16 protein-coding genes are annotated in these 15,854 nt (G+C 64.2%); 4 read left to right on the top strand and 12 right to left on the bottom strand.

Translation table 11 applies throughout. From position 1 onward, the window contains the following. Positions 1-45 precede the first annotated feature (45 nt). Positions 46-948, top strand: coding sequence for a LysR family transcriptional regulator (locus tag F6X62_RS04060; protein ID WP_153772761.1), 903 nt, complete (start codon positions 46-48; stop codon positions 946-948). Between the two features lie 75 nt (positions 949-1,023). Here F6X62_RS04060 and F6X62_RS04055 read toward each other — a convergent pair whose 3' ends face one another. Together F6X62_RS04055 and F6X62_RS04050 are read right to left on the bottom strand one after the other, a co-directional pair. Next, positions 1,024-1,317, bottom strand: coding sequence for a hypothetical protein (locus F6X62_RS04055; protein ID WP_256673890.1), 294 nt, complete (start codon positions 1,315-1,317; stop codon positions 1,024-1,026). Positions 1,318-1,625: 308 nt separating this feature from the next. After that, positions 1,626-2,078 carry an Lrp/AsnC family transcriptional regulator gene (locus F6X62_RS04050; protein WP_054892027.1) on the bottom strand — a complete coding sequence of 151 codons (453 nt, stop codon included), beginning with the start codon at positions 2,076-2,078 and terminating at the stop codon, positions 1,626-1,628. A 110-nt stretch (positions 2,079-2,188) separates the two neighbouring features. On the opposite strand from F6X62_RS04050, the gene F6X62_RS04045 reads away from it, so the two are divergent. The 3 genes from F6X62_RS04045 (at position 2,189) to F6X62_RS04035 (ending at position 5,852) form a co-directional block, all read left to right on the top strand. Beyond that, complete coding sequence (locus F6X62_RS04045; RefSeq protein ID WP_153772760.1) at positions 2,189-2,803, top strand: LysE family translocator; 615 nt, start codon at positions 2,189-2,191, stop codon at positions 2,801-2,803. Between the two features lie 88 nt (positions 2,804-2,891). Then, positions 2,892-3,524 (top strand): LysE family translocator, encoded by a 633-nt coding sequence (locus tag F6X62_RS04040; protein WP_153772759.1) that lies wholly within the window; start codon positions 2,892-2,894, stop codon positions 3,522-3,524. Positions 3,525-3,623: 99 nt separating this feature from the next. Further along, positions 3,624-5,852 carry an ATP-binding protein gene (locus F6X62_RS04035; RefSeq protein ID WP_153772758.1) on the top strand — a complete coding sequence of 743 codons (2,229 nt, stop codon included), beginning with the start codon at positions 3,624-3,626 and terminating at the stop codon, positions 5,850-5,852. 96 nt (positions 5,853-5,948) lie between these two features. Here the strand turns inward: F6X62_RS04035 and F6X62_RS04030 are convergent, their stop codons facing one another. The 10 genes from F6X62_RS04030 to F6X62_RS03985 all read right to left on the bottom strand — a co-directional run bounded on the left by F6X62_RS04030 (position 5,949) and on the right by F6X62_RS03985 (position 15,610). After that, entirely contained in the window at positions 5,949-8,129 is a 2,181-nt protein-coding gene (locus F6X62_RS04030; RefSeq protein ID WP_153772757.1) for an ATP-binding protein, read from the bottom strand. 106 nt (positions 8,130-8,235) lie between these two features. Continuing rightward, positions 8,236-8,799 carry an NUDIX hydrolase gene (locus F6X62_RS04025; protein ID WP_054892022.1) on the bottom strand — a complete coding sequence of 188 codons (564 nt, stop codon included), beginning with the start codon at positions 8,797-8,799 and terminating at the stop codon, positions 8,236-8,238. 20 nt (positions 8,800-8,819) lie between these two features. Continuing rightward, complete coding sequence (locus F6X62_RS04020; protein ID WP_054892021.1) at positions 8,820-9,566, bottom strand: GntR family transcriptional regulator; 747 nt, start codon at positions 9,564-9,566, stop codon at positions 8,820-8,822. Between the two features lie 86 nt (positions 9,567-9,652). Continuing rightward, positions 9,653-10,042 carry a carboxymuconolactone decarboxylase family protein gene (locus F6X62_RS04015; protein ID WP_054892020.1) on the bottom strand — a complete coding sequence of 130 codons (390 nt, stop codon included), beginning with the start codon at positions 10,040-10,042 and terminating at the stop codon, positions 9,653-9,655. 197 nt (positions 10,043-10,239) lie between these two features. Then, positions 10,240-10,725: a flavin reductase family protein gene (locus tag F6X62_RS04010; protein ID WP_153772756.1), complete on the bottom strand. Its 486-nt coding sequence runs from the start codon at positions 10,723-10,725 to the stop codon at positions 10,240-10,242. 13 nt (positions 10,726-10,738) lie between these two features. Beyond that, positions 10,739-12,220 (bottom strand): aldehyde dehydrogenase, encoded by a 1,482-nt coding sequence (locus tag F6X62_RS04005; RefSeq protein WP_153772755.1) that lies wholly within the window; start codon positions 12,218-12,220, stop codon positions 10,739-10,741. Then, positions 12,217-13,050 (bottom strand): alpha/beta fold hydrolase, encoded by an 834-nt coding sequence (locus F6X62_RS04000; RefSeq protein WP_153772754.1) that lies wholly within the window; start codon positions 13,048-13,050, stop codon positions 12,217-12,219. The genes F6X62_RS04005 and F6X62_RS04000 overlap by 4 nt, the downstream gene beginning before the upstream one ends. A gap of 60 nt (positions 13,051-13,110) precedes the next feature. Beyond that, positions 13,111-13,707, bottom strand: coding sequence for an amino acid synthesis family protein (locus F6X62_RS03995; RefSeq protein WP_054892016.1), 597 nt, complete (start codon positions 13,705-13,707; stop codon positions 13,111-13,113). A 232-nt stretch (positions 13,708-13,939) separates the two neighbouring features. Then, on the bottom strand, positions 13,940-14,983 hold the full coding sequence (locus tag F6X62_RS03990) for an LLM class flavin-dependent oxidoreductase (protein WP_153772753.1): 1,044 nt from the start codon (positions 14,981-14,983) through the stop codon (positions 13,940-13,942). Positions 14,984-15,124: 141 nt separating this feature from the next. Then, on the bottom strand, positions 15,125-15,610 hold the full coding sequence (locus F6X62_RS03985) for a flavin reductase family protein (RefSeq protein WP_063545279.1): 486 nt from the start codon (positions 15,608-15,610) through the stop codon (positions 15,125-15,127). Positions 15,611-15,854: the final 244 nt, after the last annotated feature.

Below are 15,854 nucleotides of genomic sequence, written 5' to 3'. Positions count from 1 at the left end.
TCTATTTTCTACTTTCTATGAATCCATAACTGAAATTCATCGATCATGGACCTACGTGACCTGACTTACTTCGCCACCATTGCCGAACTCGGCCACCTGGGGCGCGCCGCACAGCAACTCAACCGCAGCCAACCGGCGCTGAGCAAAAGCATCCAGCGCCTGGAAGAGTCGTTGGGCGCGCGGCTGTTCCAGCGTGATGGCCGGCGTATCAAATTGACCGATGCTGGCGCGTTGTTGCTGGCGCGCGGCAAGCAGTTGCAGGTGAGCATCGCCGAGACCGAGCGTGAAGTGCGCGACTTTGCCAGCGGTTTGGTGGGCAACATCCGTTTGGGATGTGCCGCGAGCATGGCCGAGCACCTGCTGCCGCAACTGACCGCTTCGCTGCTGGAGCGGGCGCCGCAACTGACCTTGAAACTGTCGATCGGCCAGGACGACATGCTCAAGGACTCGCTGCGCTCAGGGCGGCTGGACGCGATCATCTGCGGCTTGATCGTCGATGACCCGCAGTTTAGCTCCTATCCGATCCTGCAGGACGAAGCGGTGGTGGTGGCCAGCGCCGATCACCCGGTGTTCTCGGGTGATGTGCAGTTGAAGGACCTGTGCAACTACCGTTGGGTGCTGGCAGCTCCCACGGTGACGGCGCGACGCTGGATCGACAATGTGTTCAGCAGCCACCAGTTGCCGCTGCCCGAGGTGCAGATCGAGACCAACTCGATCTCGCTGCTGCCCCGGTTGATCGCCAAGACCCGTCTGCTGAGCTTTGCCGCACGCGAGACGCTGGAGCATGGCCTGGGCATGTCGTGGCTGCGCGAAGTGCCGCTGGAGGCCACTACCATGCGCCGCACGGTCGGGGTGACGGTACGCGCCGAAGGCTACCTGCCGCCAGCGGCGGGGGCGATGGTGGAGTTGTTGAGAAATGCCGGGGATGGGTTCTTTCGCGGGGATTGATGGCGCCGCAGCTTGAGGCTTGTGACGGCTTGCGCAGGAACGGGCTCGATGGGCCGCGCGGCGGCCCTGGCGATCTCAGCCTTGAACTTGCTGCTCCAGTCCCTCAAGCAAGGATTCGACCAGCGCTTTGCAGGCATCGAGCCCGTGATCGTTGTTCAGCAGCAGGTCCCGACAGGTGCCGGTGGCCAGTTCCATGGCGGTCTGGTTTGCTGCTGAAGCGCCCTTGAGCAGAGTGGACAAGTGCACCAGCGCGTCTTCGGCGGCGATACCGGCACAGACGGCAAACAGTGCACGATGACTACCGTCGCAGCTACCGAAATGCGCGGGTGCGGTGGTGGGGGTTGGAGGGTCGGGCAGGCCTTTCGTCATTGTGTCGCTCCTTGATTCAATGGAGTCGCCACCGTTCGCTACCAAACGAAAGGGTGGCGGCTGTACGCAGGTTGGTAGACCGGGAATCAAGGAAACCGGCGCGCACGAAGGCGCCCTGCGCACAGCCGCCGTCGAACGCAACAGCAGGTACAAAAACCAACTGAAGCGTAGAGCGGGCGCTTGTGCGCCTTGATTGATCGCGGGCTACCAAACCCGACTGCTGGACTTACAGCAGCGCGCAGAGGTTACCGGTCCGAGGGAAGCGTTTCAAGGCGGCGCCACCTCCAGATACATTTCAGGGCGCTCACTCACATGGGCAGCAACCGATCCTGGATCACTTCCTTCATCACCAATGTCGAGCTCAGCCGTTTCACATTGGGAATGCTCGTCAGGATTTCGTCATACAGCTTCTGGAACGCCGGCAGGTCCTTGGCCACCACATGCAGCAGGTAATCCGGGTCGCCGAACAAGCGCTGCGCCTCGACGATCTGCGGCACCTCGGTCACCGCCGCTTCGAAGTCGGCCACTGGCTGGCGGGTCACCTCGCGCAGGGTGACGAACACCAGCGCCGCAAAGTTCAGGCCCACCGCCGAAGGCGCCAGGCGTGCGTGGTAACCGAGGATCGCCCCGGACGCTTCCAGCGCCTTGAGCCGACGATGGCAGGGCGAGAGGCTCAGGCCAACGCGGTCGGCCAACTCGGTGACCGACAGGCGACCGTCCTTTTGCAGTTCGGCAAGGATTTTTCGATCAGTGCGATCCATGGGGGAGAATCTTCCAAGGTGTTCAAGGTTGTCGGCAATATACGAAAGATAATCCCCGCGCGGAATCCGTAATCTTCCTTTCAACCAGACCTCTGAAAGGAACACCCGAAATGACCCTCAGTGTATTGGCCGCGTTCTGGGCCGTGTCGTTGCTGTTCGTCATTACCCCCGGCGCCGACTGGGCTTACGCGATCTCGGCCGGGATGCGCGGCCGTTGGGTGATGCCGGCAGTGGCCGGGATGTTGTCTGGGCATTTCATGGCCACCCTGGTGGTGGCGGCCGGGGTCGGTAGCCTGATCGCAGGGCACCCGCTGGCACTGACGCTGCTGACCCTTGCCGGTTGTCTTTACCTGCTGTGGCTGGGGGGCAACCTGTTGCTCAAGCCGGCGGCGCCGCAGGCGGGAGTGGTTCAGGCGGGGGAGACCGGTTCGCGCTGGGCGCTGCGCGGATTTTGTATCAGCGGGCTCAACCCGAAGGTGTTCCTGCTGTTCCTGGCCTTGTTGCCGCAATTCACCGACCCCACCTCCAACTGGCCGCTGCCGCTGCAGATCCTGCTGCTGGGGCTGGTGCACCTGTGCAGTTCGCTGGTGATCTACCTGATGGTCGGCTACGGCGCCAAGGCCGTGCTGCGCACCCGGCCACAGGCGGCGCAGATCGTCGGGCGGGTGTCGGGCGCGGTGATGATCACGATCGCGCTGGGGCTGATAGTCGGGCAGTTCGGTTGAATGCCCGGATTTGCAGGGGCAGCCGTTCCACGATGGCCTCGACACCGGATACACTTCGCGCTCCCCTCGCACGCCAAGGATGCGCCCGATGCCTGAGTTCTCCCACCTGCTGGCTTTTGCCCTGATCGCACTGGGCATGGTCCTGACCCCCGGCCCGAACATGGTCTACCTGATCTCCCGATCGATCTGCCAGGGGCGGGTTGCCGGGTTGATCTCGCTGGGCGGCGTGGCCATGGGCTTCGTCTTCTACATGCTCTGCGCCGCGCTGGGCATCACCGCACTGGTGATGGCCGTGCCCTACGCCTATGACGCACTGCGCATCGGTGGCGCGCTGTACCTGCTGTACCTGGCCTGGCAGGCGCTCAAGCCAGGCGGGCGTTCGCCGTTCCAGGTCCGCGACCTGCCGGCCGACAGCCCGCGGCGGCTGTTCATGATGGGTTTTCTGACCAACCTGCTGAACCCCAAGATCGCGGTGATGTACCTGTCGCTGATGCCGCAGTTCATCGAGCCGGGCCATGGCAGCGTACTGCTGCAATCGCTGGTGCTGGGCTCCACGCAGATCGTCATCAGCGTCACGGTCAATGCGATCATCGCCCTGATGGCCGGCTCCATTGCCGTTTTTCTCGCGGGGCGGCCACTGTGGCAGCAGGCTCAGCGCTGGTTGATGGGGACGGTATTGGCCGCGCTGGCGGTGCGCATGCTGGCTGAAGGGCGTCGCTGAACGCGCTGATGCGAAGACGGATGGAACGTCTGCGCTGTGCTGATTTCATATCCTCAGATACTCAATACAGTGCCCGGAAACACTGATGGTCTGCATGACATGAAATCACTACAGGACGGTGATACCGAACACGCCCGGCCCCTGGCGCCCGCCTTTCTGATCAACGGCGGCACGGTCGGCTCGCTGTTGCAGAGCCTGGAATGGACCGAGTCGCCGCTTGGCGCTCCAGGCACATGGTCATTCAGCCTGCAGACGCTCATGGCGACTATCCTCCCGGCCAAGGCCCAGATCGTGCTGTTCTGGGGGCCGGAGTACGTGGCGCTCTACAACGATGCCTACGCCCCGACCATCGGTGCCAAGCATCCGCGTGCGCTCGGGCGGCCTGCCCGCGAGCACTGGAGCGAGTTGTGGGACGATCTCGAACCGTTGCTACGCAATGTGCGTGACACCGGCGAGACCTTCTCGGCGCGCGACCGTCCGTTCTATATCGAGCGCCGGGGCCTGGGCGAGACAGCCTATTTCGATGTTTCCTATTCGGCGGTACGCGAGGCCGATGGCAGCGTGGGTGGGGTGCTGTGCATCGTCACCGAAACCACCGAGCGCGTTCAGTTCGAGCGGCGCCAGGCGTTCCTGCTGGCGTTGGGCCGGGCGCTTCCGGAGATGGACGAACCCGAGGCGATCGAGACCTTTGCCACGCGCCTGCTCGGTGAGGAGCTGGGCGCCTCCCGGGTGTGCTTTGCCGAGGATCTGGGCGATGACGAGCGCTATGTCGTCGCCCGTGACTGGGTCGATGGGGTGGCGTCGCAAACAGGGGAGCACTTGTGGCGCGGACATGACGGGTTGTTGCGCGAGCAACTTCAGGCGGGGCATGGGGTTCATGACGACTATCCGGCTGGCGCCTCCAGAGACCTGTGCGCCAGCCTGAAGGTGCCGCTGCTGCGCAGCGGTGTGCTCGATGCCATGCTGTGTGTCTACTTCAATCGCCCTCATGCGTTCGTCGACGATGAATGTCAGCTGGTGGAAGAGACGGCCAAGCTGGCCTGGTCTGCGATCATCCATGCCCGCTCGGAGCGAGCGTTGCGCGCCAGCTCCGCGCACCTGGAGGCAACGCTGGCCGAGCTGATGACGCTCAACGCCACGCTGGAGGAGCGGGTTGCCAGCATGCTGGCCGAGCGTGAGTCCGACCTCATGCAGTTGCATGAGGCACGCAAGATGGAGGCCGTCGGCCAACTGACCGGCGGCATTGCCCATGACTTCAACAATATGCTCACCCCGATCATTGCCTCACTGGAGCTGATCGCCCGGCGGCCGGACGACGCGGCGCGTTCGACGCGTCTGATCGAAGGCGCCCTGCAGGCGGCGGAGCGGGCACGCAGCCTGGTCGGCCGTCTGCTCAGCTTTGCCCGGCGCCAGACCCTCAAGCCTGAGCCCGTCTGCCTGGCTGCACGGATCGGTGACATGCACGAATTGATCATGCGCTCGCTGGGGCCGACCATCGAGGTACAGGTCGATGTCGACCCGGCGCTGCCGGCAGCAGTGGTGGACCCGCATCAACTGGAGCTTGCGCTGATCAACCTGGTACTCAACGCGCGCGATGCTATGCCAGGCGGTGGCAGGTTGAGGATTCGTGCGGGGCTGGACGCCGCACGGGCGGATCGGCCTGCAGGGCCTGGGCAAGGGGCGATGGTATGGCTGGAGGTGGCCGATAGCGGCTGCGGTATGAGCGATGAGGTGCTGGCGCGCTGCTGCGAGCCATTCTATTCCACCAAGGGTGCGGGCAAGGGCACCGGGCTTGGCCTGCCGATGGTGCAGGGGCTTGCACTGCAGTCTGGCGGCGGGTTTGCCATTCGTTCGCAGCCGGGGCAGGGGTCGACAGCGACATTGTGGCTGCCGACCACTGACGCCGAAACCCTGTGTCGCGATGACCCGGTGGACGAAGTGTCCAGGCCGACGCGTCCGGTCAGGGTATTACTGGTGGATGACGAAGCCATCGTGCTCCATGCCACGGCAATGCAGCTGCGTGACTTGGGGTATGAAGTGAAAGCGGTCTTGAGTGCGGCCGAAGCCGAGCAGGTGCTGGAGCAGGGATTCGCCGTGGAAGTGCTGGTGACCGACCAGATGATGCCCGAGCGGACCGGCGCCGAGTTCGCCCAGGCGCTGCGGCGGCGTATGCCGGCGCTGCCGGTGTTGATCATTACCGGCTATGCCAACCTCACGCCGCGTGAGCTCTGTGGCTTCGAGGTATTGCGCAAGCCGTTCCGCCGTGCGGAGTTGGCGCAGAGCCTGGCGCGCTTGCTGCCGCTGGTTTACGCGCAATCCGAGGGCTGACGTCGTTTTTTGTGGGGGCGGACCCTGCAGACTCCAGTTGCAAAGACCCTGCGCCCACCGATCCCATCGCACAAATAATGTGCAAGGCCGTTGCAGCTATTGCGTGAGCACCTGGTCCAGCAACTGGCATACCTGCTCGGCCGAATACGGCTTGGCCAGGAAGGCGAAGCCCTGGTGCCCCCCTTCGGCAATGGCATCGCTGTAGCCGGAGGTGAGGATCACCGGCAGTTGCGGCCTGGTGCGGCGCAGTTCCCGGGCCAGAGCCAGGCCGCCCATACCGGGCATTACCACGTCGGAGAACACCACATCGAAGCCCTGCGGTGTCATGTGCAACTGCGCCAGTGCATCCTCGGCACTGGTCGCCCAGCTGATCTGGTAGCCATGATCCTTGAGTATCTGCGCGGTAAAGCTGCCGACGTCGCGGTTATCCTCCACCACCAGGATGCGCCGCGGCCGGCTGTCGACCGGGGCATTTGCAGCGCTGGCGAGGCTCTGTTCGGTTTCCGGGGGCGAGACCTGAGGCAGGTACAGGGTGAAGGTAGTGCCCTGGCCCGGCACGCTGGTGACCTGCACGTCGCCGCCGGACTGCTTGACGAAGCCGAACACCTGCGACAGGCCCAGGCCGGTGCCGTGGCCCGAGGCCTTGGTGGTGAAGAACGGGTCGAAGATGCGCTCCAGCAATTCATGGGCAATCCCGACGCCACTGTCGATCACCGAGATCGCGGCGAACACTCCAGGCTGCCCCGCTTGTCCACGTTGCGCCGGCATCAGCTGATCTGGCTGCAGGTGCAGGCGCAGCGTGCCTTCGCCATTCATGGCGTCGCGGCCGTTGATCATCAGATTGATCACCGCCGTTTCCAGCTGGCCCAGGTCGGCGCGGATATGGCAGGGCGTCTCGGGCAGATCCAGTTTGACCTGGATCCGTGCGCCGGTAGCGGTGTCGAGCATGTCGGCCATGGCTTCCAGTCGCGGGCCCACTTCGAACACTTGGGGGCTCAGGGCCTGGCGGCGGGCGAAAGCGAGCAGTTGGCCGGTGAGCTTGGCGCCGCGATCGACGGTGTCTGACACGGTCTTGAGGTAGCGCTGGCGGCGACTGTCATCCAGTTCCGGGCGCTGCAGGAAATGCAGCGACGAGCGGATGATGGTCAGCAGGTTGTTGAAGTCGTGGGCGACACCACCGGTGAGCTGGCCGATGGCTTCGAGCTTCTGGGTCTGGCGCAGTACGGCCTCGGTGTGCAGCAACTGTGCGGTACGTTCTTCGACACGCTGCTCAAGGGTGGCGTTGAGCGATTCGAGCGCCTGCATCGCTTCGCGTACTTCGGCATGTGCCTGAACCCGCTGGATGTGCGCCCAGCTACGCTCGGTGACTTCGCTGATCAGCGCCCGCTCGTAGCCGGTCCAGGCACGCGGCTGCTTGTCATGGATGGCCATCAGCGCCGTCAGGCGCCCATCCTTGATCAGCGGCATGCAGATGGTCGCAGTGATGCCGATGGCCTGGAAGGTCGCGGCCTCCTGCGGTTCGAGCTCGCTGAGGTTGTCGTTGATCACCAGCGCCCTGCCTGCGCGCAGGCGCTGTACGGCCAGGCGGCCGAAGGCGGCGAGACGATATTGGCCGAGCAGGCGCGGCGAGCCGGGCGTGACCCAGTCTCCGCAGATGGTGAAACCGTCCTGATCGGGCTCCATCACTGCGTAGGCGCAGCTCGACAGGCGCAGGTGCTCGCCCAGCTTTCGGGTGGTGATGGCCAGGATCCGGTCCGGCTCGGTGGCGTTGGCCACGGCGCGGCCGAGGTCGTCGAGGAAGTTGAGGCGGCGGTTGGCGACCACGCTGGCGGTGGTTTCGGTGACAGTGTCGAGCATACCGACGATCTGGCCGTCCTGGTCGCGGATCGGGCTGTAGCAGAAGGTGAAATAGGCACGTTCCGGCCCGTTGTGGCGGTCGATGATCAGCGGGAAGTCTTCGATGTACACCGCCTCGCCGTCCAGGGCGCGGCGGGTCATGGCACCGATATCGTTCCAGGCTTCATGCCAGACGTGGCTGAAGGGGCGACCCAGGGCCGGAGGCTTGTCGCCGAGGATTTCGCTGAAGGCGTCGTTGTGCAGGGTGATCAGGTCATCGCCCCACAGCACCGCCTGCGGGAAGCGCGAGGCCAGGCACAAGGCCACGGTGGTCTTGAGCACGTCGGGCCAGGCATCAATTGCGCCCAGGGGCGTTTTCGCCCAGTCGTGATTGCGGATGCGTTCGGCCATTAGCCCGCCGCCATCCAGCCATTTCGCCATGAGGTTTGCCGTTTCGTTTGCGTGGAGGGGATAGGGTGCACCGAGAATGTCGGGCTGGCGAGCGATTTGTGAGACAGGGTCGGCCGTGTTGAGGGACGGGCGCTATTCAGCGCATGAAATGCACCTTGCCGGTGTCGTCATTGCCCATGTAGATGCCATACACCCCGGCCTGGCGTTCGAGGATGTAGCGCTCGAGGATCTGGCGGATCGCTGGGTAGTAGATCGCGTCCCAGGGAATGTCCTCGGGCGCGAAGAAGCGGTAGTCGAGAGTCTCGGGGCCGAACTGGCCGGTCTCCTGGGTGGCGATGGCGCGGAAGATGATGTACACCTCGCTGATCTTCGGCACGCTGAAGATCGAATACGGCGAGACGATGTCAGCGCGCACGCCGGTTTCTTCCCAGACCTCGCGCAGCGCCGCCTGCTCGGTGGTTTCGCCGGCCTCCATGAAGCCTGCGGGCAGGGTCCAGGTACCGGGACGTGGCGGGATGGCGCGCTGGCACAGCAGGTACTTGCCGTCGCGTTCGATGATGCAGCCGGCGATGATCTTCGGGTTGATGTAGTGGATGTAGCCGCAGGCGGGGCAGTGCAGGCGCTCGTGGGTGTCGCCGGTGGGAACGCCCCGGTCCAGTGCCGTGGTGCATTGCGGGCAGTAGCGCGGGGCGTTGGGCATGATCGGTGGCCTGTGGGGGGTTAAATGCGTGGATCCTTCAGCGCCAGGGGCTCGACCATGTCGCGGACCTTGGCATTGTCGTCCTGCTTCTGGCGCAGGTAGTCCAGTGCCACCTTGGCGGCGGCGCGTACATGGTCGACCGAGGCCTGGTGAGCGGCCAGCGGGTCGCCGCTCTTGATCGCCTCGACCATCTTCTCCATTTCACGGTTGCTGGCGCCGCGGCGGTTTTCCTGCGAGACCGAGGTGGCGCGCAGGTAGCTGATACGTGCCTGCAACTGGCGCAGCTGGGTAGCGGCGACATGGTTGCCGGAGCCTTCGAGCAGCACGTCGTAGAAGCCCTGTACCGAATCGAGCACCTGCTGCAGCTCGCCTTCCTCCAGCGCCTCGCGGTTCACGTCCAGGGCGCGCTCCAGGGCGCGGATGTCCTTGGCTTTGGCGTTGAGGGTGAACAGTTGGACGATCAGGCCTTCGAGCACGCAGCGCAGCTCGTAGATGTCGCGGGCGTCTTCCAGGGTGATGATGGCCACGCGCGGGCCCTTGGCATCGGCGAACTCCACCAGGCCCTCGGACTCGAGGTGGCGCAGGGCTTCACGCACCGAGGTACGGCTGACGCCGAGACGATCGCACAGGTCGCGCTCGACCAGACGGTCGCCCGGCAGCAGGTGGAAGTTCATGATCGCCCCGCGCAGCTTGTCGAGCACGATTTCGCGGAGCGTGACGGGGTTGCGGTTGACCTTGAAGCTGTCGTCGAGTGGCTGGCGTTTCATCAGGTGCGCTCTTTATGAGGCTGTTGCGCCAACGTCGGAGTGCCCCGAACCCAGGCGCTCCTTGCAGTGGTTCGAACAGCCCGCTGTTAACGGGTTGGCTCCGCATCGGCTTCGGCGAACGCTTCGCGGGCCAGGCGGAAGCTGTCCACCGCCGCGGGCACGCCGCAATAAATGCCGACCTGGAGCAGGATTTCGCGAATCTGTTCACGGCTCAGGCCGTTGCGCAAGGCGCCGCGGATATGCAGCTTGAGCTCGTGGGGCCGGTTGAGGGCGGAAATCATCGCCAAGTTTATCATGCTGCGCTCTTTGAGCGATAAGCCGTCGCGGCCCCAGACATGACCCCAGCAATACTCGGTGACCAGCTCCTGGAGCGGCTTGGTAAAGTCGTCGGCGTTCTGGATGGAGCGGTTGACGTAGTCCTCGCCCAGCACCTGGGTGCGGATCTGCAGGCCCTTCTCGTACTTTTCATTGCTCATTGCAGTGCTCCGAATGAAAACAGGGGCCGCAACCGAGGGTGAGACGATCAGCGCGGCCCCCAAAAAACAGGGGCATCGGCGTGGGCTTTTTCGCGGGTGAACCCGCTCCCACAGGGATCGCACAGATACAGAAGCCTGTGGAGTACCTGTGGGAGCGGGTTCACCCGCGAAGAAGCCAACACCGATCATGGGTTGTATCAGCCCAAGGGGGGCAGGGCGCCAAGCTTGCCCTTGTGATAGACCATCGGTGTCACCGGCTCGGCCGGCAGCACCAGGTTTTTCACCGCACCGACGATGATCGCGTGATCGCCGCCGTGGTACTCGCGCCATAACTCGCACTCGATGATCGCCGTGGCATTGGCCAGCAGCGGGTTGCCCAGCTCGCTCAGGTGCCAGTCGATGCCTTTGGCCTTGTCCTTGCCTTTACCCGCAAAGGCATAGGCCTCGGCGGTCTGGTCGGCCGACAGCAGGTGAATGGCGAACTGCTTGCTGTCGCGCAGGATCGGGTAGGTGTCGGAGGCGTAGTTGGGGCAGAACAGCACCAGCGCCGGCTCGATCGACAGCGCGCTGAAGGCGCTGGCGGTAATGCCGACGATACCGCCATCGCCATCGAGCGTGGTGACCACGGTCACGCCGGACGGGAAGGAGCCCATCACGTCTTTATAGATGCCAGGTTCGATCATCTCGTGCTCCTTCTCAACGCATCACAAACGGATCGGGCATTGGCGCGGTGGACAGGTTGATCCACACGGTCTTCAGCTCGGTATAGGCCAGCACCGAATCGATGCCGCTCTCGCGGCCGTAGCCGCTGTTCTTGAAGCCGCCGATCGGCGCCATGGCCGAGACTGCGCGGTAAGTGTTGACCCAGATGATTCCCGAGCGCACGTCGCGCGCCAGGCGATGGGCGCGGCCCAGGTCGCGAGTCCAGATGCCGGCGGCAAGGCCGAACTGCGAGTCGTTGGCCATGGCCAGCGCCTCTTCCTCGGTCTTGAAGCGGATCACTGCGGCGACCGGGCCGAACACCTCTTCCTGCATGATGGTCATCGTGTTGCTGTCGCACTCGAACAGGGTCGGCTCGTAGAACCAGCCGTCGCCCTCGACTTCGGCGCGCTTGCCACCCAGGCGCAGCTTGGCGCCCTCGGCCTTGGCCGCAGCGACCAGACCTTCGACCACGGCCAGTTGCTGGGCGGTGGCCATCGGGCCCATTTCGCTGGCGTCGTCCTGCGGGTTACCGATGCGGATGCGCTTGGCCCGCTCGATCAGGCGCTCGACGAATTCGTCGAAGATCTCGTCCTGCACCAGCAGGCGCGAACCGGCCACGCAGCTTTGCCCGGAGGCGGCGTAGATACCGGCCACCGCACCGTTGATGGCGCTGTCCAGGTCGGCGTCGGCGAAGATGATGTTCGGCGACTTGCCGCCCAGCTCCAGCGACAGCTTGGCGAAGTTCTCGGCGCTGCTGCGCACCACATGGCGGGCAGTGGCGGCGCCGCCGGTGAAGGCGATCTTGCGCACCAGTGGATGACGGGTGAGCGCCGCGCCGGTGCTTGGGCCGTAACCGGTGACGACGTTGACCACGCCGGCCGGGAAACCGGCTTCCAGCGCCAGGCGGGCCAGCTCCAGGATAGTGGCCGACGCATGCTCCGAGGGTTTGAGCACGATGGTGTTGCCAGCGGCCAGGGCCGGGGCGAGCTTGATCGCGGTCAGGTACAGCGGGCTGTTCCACGGAATGATGCCAGCCACCACACCGATGGGCTCGTGCACGGTGTAGGCGAACAGGTCGGGCTTGTCCAGCGGCAGGGTGCCGCCTTCGAGCTTGTCGGCAAGGCCTGCGGTGTAGTGGAAGAATTCCGGCAGGTAGCCGACCTGGCCGCGGGTCTCGCGGATCAGCTTGCCGTTGTCGCGGCTTTCGAGCTGGGCCAGGTGCTCCTTGTTCTCGGCGATCAGGTCACCCAGGCGGCGCAGCAGCTTGCCCCGTGCGGTGGCGGTGAGCCCGCGCCAGGCCTTGCTGTCGAAGGCGCGCTGGGCGGCCTGTACCGCCAGCTCGACGTCCTGCTCGTCGGCATCGGGCAGTTGCGCCCAGGCCTGGGCGGTGGCCGGGTCGAGGCTGTCGAAGGTCTTGCCGCTCTGGGCATCGCGCCATTGGCCGTCGATGCACATCTGGAAACGAACGAGGGTCATGCAACTATCCCCTTGGCGGATTCGGTGAGGGTGCGGGCTTGGCTCAGGAAGTCCAGCAGCATGCGGTTGACTTCGCGTGGAGCCTCAACGGGCATCATATGCCGTTGTTCGGGCAGGACCACGCTGCGGGCGCCGGGAATGCGCGCGGCGAGCTGGCGGGTCATGGCCGGGGTGGAGCCGGAGTCGAGCTCGCCGGTGGCGATCAGTGTTGGCACCTGGATGCTGCCCAAGTCCGCTTCGCGGTACATGTCCTGGGTGGCGAACAGCGAATAGGTGGTGTGGTAACCCTGGGGGTCGTTGCTGGCCAGCACCTGGCGGATGGCCGCGACCTGGGCCGGGTTGGCCGCTTTGTACTCGCGGCTGAACCAGCGGTCCAGCGCCGCGTCGACGTTGGCGTCCGGGCCAAGCTCGGCAGCCTGCGCGGCGCGGGCGATGACACCGGCGCTCTGCTCGGGGCTGCGGTTGAACACGCTGTTGAGCACGACCAGGGCCGACAGCCGCTGCGGGTAGTGCAGGGCGAAGGCGCGGGCGACCAGGCCGCCCATGGAGAAGCCGATGACGGTGGCCTGGGGGATCTGCAGGTGGTCGAGCAGTTCGGCGAGCTGGGTGGCGTAGCCTTGCAGGTCGGTGTCCGGCGCGGGCAGCGCGCTCTGGCCATGGCCGAGCATGTCGTAGGCGATGACCCGGTAGTCGGTGGACAGGCCGACGAACTGGCCACCCCACATTTCCTTGTTCAGGCCCACGCCGTGGATCAGCACCACGGGTTGGCCCTGGCCGAGGCTCAGGTAGCTGGTCCCGGCAGGTGTACGTTCAGCGACAGGCTGAATCATGGATGGCGCTCCTTGAAAGGCCGGTGCCGTGACGCTTGGCTCCGGCCCGTCTGCTTATTGTTATTGAGCGTTGGCTTTCTCGGCAGCCAGTTCTTCCAGGTCGATGTAGCGGTTGCCGATACGCGGGTGCAGGCGGCCGCCGTCGGAGGCGCCCAGGACCACGACGATCTCGTCGGCGCGCGGGGCGTCTTCGATCTGCATTTCCAGGGTGATGTAGTGCGAGCGCAGGCCTTCGTCGTCCTTCTGCATCATCGGGATCTGGATCGAGGTGCCCGGGCCGCCGCGCTTGTTGGTGAAGCTCAGGTAGCTCTTGGCCTGGACCGCTTCACGGTAGTGGTTGCCAAAGCGCAGGGTGTGGATCACCGCCGACGCGTGCTCGATCTCACCCTCGGCACCGACCACCGCTGCCTTGCCGTATGCCTCGATCTTGTCGGCACCGCCGATGGCGGCGGTCAGGCGCTCGACCATCAGCGCACCCAGTTCGGAGCAGTTGGCGCGGATTTCCGGCTTGAGATCTTCGACAAAACCACGGCCAGCCCATGGGTTCTTGATCACCACGGCCAGGCCGACCATGGTCACTGGTTTGTCGGTGGCCTTGCCGCCTTCGATGCGGGTTTCTTCGGAGTAGGTGACGATCTTGCGGATTTCGAAACTCATGGAGGGCTCCTGGTGAGGGTTATCAGTTCTTGTTGTCTGATGGTATACCATAATATTTGATGTGCAAGAGGGGACGGGAAATTTCTCCTGCGGGGGGACGAAAGGTGCGCTGTACCGGGGTTTTCTCGGGTGTCTGTATTGATTTTCTGGTGGGTAGGCGCAGGCAAACTGCAGCCAAAAAAATGCCCGCTCTCACAGGTCATGAAAGCGGGCAGGTGCAGCGGGCTACCGATCAGGCAAACGCTGGCACCACTTCCTTGATGAACAGTTCCAGCGATTTGCGTTTTTCTGCGTGCGGCAGGCTGTTGTCACACCAGAAGCTGAATTCGTCGACGCCAAGTTCCTGGTAGTACTTGATGCGCGCAATGATTTCTTCGGGGGTGCCGATCATGGTGTTCTTGCGGATGTTTTCCAGCGCGAAGGCCGGTACCTCGGCGAACTTGGACTCGGGGCTGGGCTCCAGGAAGCCATTGACCGGGGTGGTCTTGTTGCCGAACCAGGCATCGAAGGTGCGATAGAAGCGCGAGATCGCCTGGGCGCCGATCTTCCAGCCATCGGGCTCGGCCGGGCTGTGCACGTGGGTGTGGCGCAACACCATCAGTTGCGGGCGCGGCACTTCAGGGTTGTTGTCCAACGCGGCCTGGAACTTGTTCTTCAGGTCCAGCACCTCTTCGTCACCCTTCATCAGTGGGGTGACCATGACATTGCAGCCATGCTTGACCGCAAAGTTGTGCGAGTCCGGGTCGCGGGCGGCGATCCACATCGGTGGCATACCGTGCTGCACAGGCTTGGGTACGCTGGTGGAGGTGGGGAAGTTGTACACCTCGCCTTCGTGGGCGTAGTCGCCCTGCCACAGGGCGCGGACCGCCGGGACCATCTCGCGCAGGGCCTTGCCGCCGTCGGTGGCGGGCATGCCACCGGCCATGCGGTCGAACTCGAACTGGTAGGCGCCGCGGGCCAGGCCCACTTCCATGCGGCCGTTGCTGATCACATCGAGCAGGGCGCATTCGCCAGCTACGCGGATCGGATTCCAGAACGGCGCGATGATAGTGCCGGCGCCCAGGCGGATGGTCTCGGTACGGGCAGCCAGGTAGGCCAGCAGCGGCATGGGGCTAGGCGAGATGGTGTATTCCATGGCGTGGTGTTCGCCGATCCATACGGTGCTGAAACCGCCGTGCTCGGCCATCAGGGTCAGTTCGGTCAGGTCTTCGAACAGCTGGCGGTGGCTGACCTGGTCATCCCAACGTTCCATGTGTACGAACAGCGAAAACTTCATGGGGCTTTCCTCGGAGCTTGTTGTGGTCGATGTGGGGACGGCGCGGCACAGGGAAACAAGCCGCGTCCTGAATGACATCGGCAGGGCCGGTGATCACGGGACGAGCCCGCTCCCACAGAGTCTTGCGTCGAACTGCAGGTATCAGGCGAAGGCGGGCAGGCTGGCCATTTTGCCGCGGCAGTAGACCATCGGTCGTGGGGCGTCCTCAGGCACGATCAGGTTGTGTACCTTGCCGACCATGATGGCGTGATCGCCACCTTCGTACTCGCGCCACAGCTCGCACTCGATGATCGCGGTGGCACCGGCCAGCAGCGGGTTGCCCAGCTCGCTCAGAGTCCACTCGATACCGCTGGCCTTGTCCTTGCCCTTTTTGGCGAATGCATAGGCTTCGGCCTGCTGCTCGCCGGACAGCAAGTGGATGGCGAAGCGCTTTTGCTTGATCAGTACAGGATAGGAGTCGGAGCTGTAGTTGGGGCAGAACAGCACCAGCGGCGGGTCCATGGACAGGGAAGAAAAGGCGCTGGCAGTGAGGCCGACGACCGAGCCGTCGTCGTCCAGGGTGGTGATGACCGTGACGCCGGACGGGAAGGAGCCCAGGACGTGCTTGTAGACGGTTGCGTCGATCATGGCGTGTACCTCTAAGGGGCGTGCGGTGGTCCGCGTTTTTTATCGTTGATGTGTCTGATGGTATACCGTAATACCTATATTGCAAGCAGAATTTTCCGCGCACCGGAACACACGATGAACGGTAAAAGCCCCGTATTCATTGGTCTTGATTACTAGAGCCCTGCGCCATAGTGGCGCACACGGCAGATCAGATGCGCTGAAAAAGCACAGCGCAGTGTTGTCAAAAGTTTGGAATACCATAATA

Origin of the sequence: Pseudomonas sp. MNR3A (genome assembly GCF_009650575.1) — a bacterium.
Taxonomy (GTDB): domain Bacteria; phylum Pseudomonadota; class Gammaproteobacteria; order Pseudomonadales; family Pseudomonadaceae; genus Aquipseudomonas; species Aquipseudomonas machongensis.
Note: the sequence above shows the minus strand (reverse complement) of the source record. Positions and strands in the feature narration are given on the sequence as shown.

Coding starts and splice junctions, on each gene's coding strand:
- F6X62_RS04050 (WP_054892027.1), bottom strand. CDS start 2,078: ATGGATCGCACTGATCGAAAAATCCTTGCCGAACTGCAAAAGGACGGT.
- F6X62_RS04060 (WP_153772761.1), top strand. CDS start 46: ATGGACCTACGTGACCTGACTTACTTCGCCACCATTGCCGAACTCGGC.
- F6X62_RS04040 (WP_153772759.1), top strand. CDS start 2,892: ATGCCTGAGTTCTCCCACCTGCTGGCTTTTGCCCTGATCGCACTGGGC.
- F6X62_RS04035 (WP_153772758.1), top strand. CDS start 3,624: ATGAAATCACTACAGGACGGTGATACCGAACACGCCCGGCCCCTGGCG.
- F6X62_RS03985 (WP_063545279.1), bottom strand. CDS start 15,610: ATGATCGACGCAACCGTCTACAAGCACGTCCTGGGCTCCTTCCCGTCC.
- F6X62_RS04030 (WP_153772757.1), bottom strand. CDS start 8,129: ATGGCGAAATGGCTGGATGGCGGCGGGCTAATGGCCGAACGCATCCGC.
- F6X62_RS04000 (WP_153772754.1), bottom strand. CDS start 13,050: ATGATTCAGCCTGTCGCTGAACGTACACCTGCCGGGACCAGCTACCTG.
- F6X62_RS04010 (WP_153772756.1), bottom strand. CDS start 10,725: ATGATCGAACCTGGCATCTATAAAGACGTGATGGGCTCCTTCCCGTCC.
- F6X62_RS04005 (WP_153772755.1), bottom strand. CDS start 12,220: ATGACCCTCGTTCGTTTCCAGATGTGCATCGACGGCCAATGGCGCGAT.
- F6X62_RS03990 (WP_153772753.1), bottom strand. CDS start 14,983: ATGAAGTTTTCGCTGTTCGTACACATGGAACGTTGGGATGACCAGGTC.
- F6X62_RS04025 (WP_054892022.1), bottom strand. CDS start 8,799: ATGCCCAACGCCCCGCGCTACTGCCCGCAATGCACCACGGCACTGGAC.
- F6X62_RS03995 (WP_054892016.1), bottom strand. CDS start 13,707: ATGAGTTTCGAAATCCGCAAGATCGTCACCTACTCCGAAGAAACCCGC.
- F6X62_RS04055 (WP_256673890.1), bottom strand. CDS start 1,317: ATGACGAAAGGCCTGCCCGACCCTCCAACCCCCACCACCGCACCCGCG.
- F6X62_RS04020 (WP_054892021.1), bottom strand. CDS start 9,566: ATGAAACGCCAGCCACTCGACGACAGCTTCAAGGTCAACCGCAACCCC.
- F6X62_RS04045 (WP_153772760.1), top strand. CDS start 2,189: ATGACCCTCAGTGTATTGGCCGCGTTCTGGGCCGTGTCGTTGCTGTTC.
- F6X62_RS04015 (WP_054892020.1), bottom strand. CDS start 10,042: ATGAGCAATGAAAAGTACGAGAAGGGCCTGCAGATCCGCACCCAGGTG.